At 49.1% G+C, this 635-nt stretch carries 6 tRNA genes; all 6 read left to right on the top strand.

Annotated elements, in window-relative coordinates:
- Positions 1 to 22: 22 nt before the first annotated feature.
- The 6 genes from HPY27_RS29810 (at position 23) to HPY27_RS29835 (ending at position 609) form a co-directional block, all read left to right on the top strand.
- Positions 23 to 99 (top strand) — tRNA-Asp (locus tag HPY27_RS29810).
- A 35-nt stretch (positions 100 to 134) separates the two neighbouring features.
- A tRNA-Phe gene (locus HPY27_RS29815) sits at positions 135 to 210 on the top strand.
- Positions 211 to 224: 14 nt separating this feature from the next.
- Positions 225 to 300, top strand: a tRNA-Thr gene (locus HPY27_RS29820).
- A gap of 47 nt (positions 301 to 347) precedes the next feature.
- Positions 348 to 432, top strand: a tRNA-Tyr gene (locus HPY27_RS29825).
- Between the two features lie 18 nt (positions 433 to 450).
- Positions 451 to 525 (top strand) — tRNA-Gln (locus HPY27_RS29830).
- An 8-nt stretch (positions 526 to 533) separates the two neighbouring features.
- Positions 534 to 609: transfer RNA gene (locus HPY27_RS29835), tRNA-Lys, on the top strand.
- Positions 610 to 635: the final 26 nt, after the last annotated feature.

Genomic DNA, 635 nt, shown 5'->3' on the forward strand with positions numbered 1-635 from the left:
TTAACAACTGAATGTTTTACATGGAGCTGTGGTGAAGTTGGAGTTCACGCCGGTCTGTCACACCGGAGGTCGCGGGTTCGAGTCCCGTCAGCTCCGCCATTTTTCTCAAGCGATGGCGAAATAATTACGCTTGAGGCTCGGTAGCTCAGTCGGTAGAGCAGAGGACTGAAAATCCTCGTGTCGGCGGTTCGATTCCGTCCCGAGCCACCATTTATACAAAACACGCCGGTATAGCTCAATTGGTAGAGCACCTGACTTGTAATCAGGGGGTTGTGGGTTCAAGTCCTATTGCCGGCACCACTTTTTCTTTGAAAGTTGAATAAGGTTTACTTTTGAAGGACAAGCTTGGGGAGATAGTGAAGTGGCTAAACACGGCAGACTGTAAATCTGCTCCCTCCGGGTTCGGCGGTTCGAATCCGTCTCTCCCCACCATCTTTACTTCATGGCTATTGGGGTATAGCCAAGCGGTAAGGCAACGGACTTTGACTCCGTCATTCCTAGGTTCAAATCCTAGTACCCCAGCCATTTTTCGAGAGCCATTAGCTCAGTTGGTAGAGCATCTGACTTTTAATCAGAGGGTCGAAGGTTCGAGTCCTTCATGGCTCACCAGTTTTTAAAACGAGAGATAGATCTTC

This window comes from Brevibacillus sp. HB1.1 (genome assembly GCF_013332445.1).
In the GTDB taxonomy this organism is placed as follows: Bacteria; Bacillota; Bacilli; order Brevibacillales; family Brevibacillaceae; genus Brevibacillus; species Brevibacillus porteri.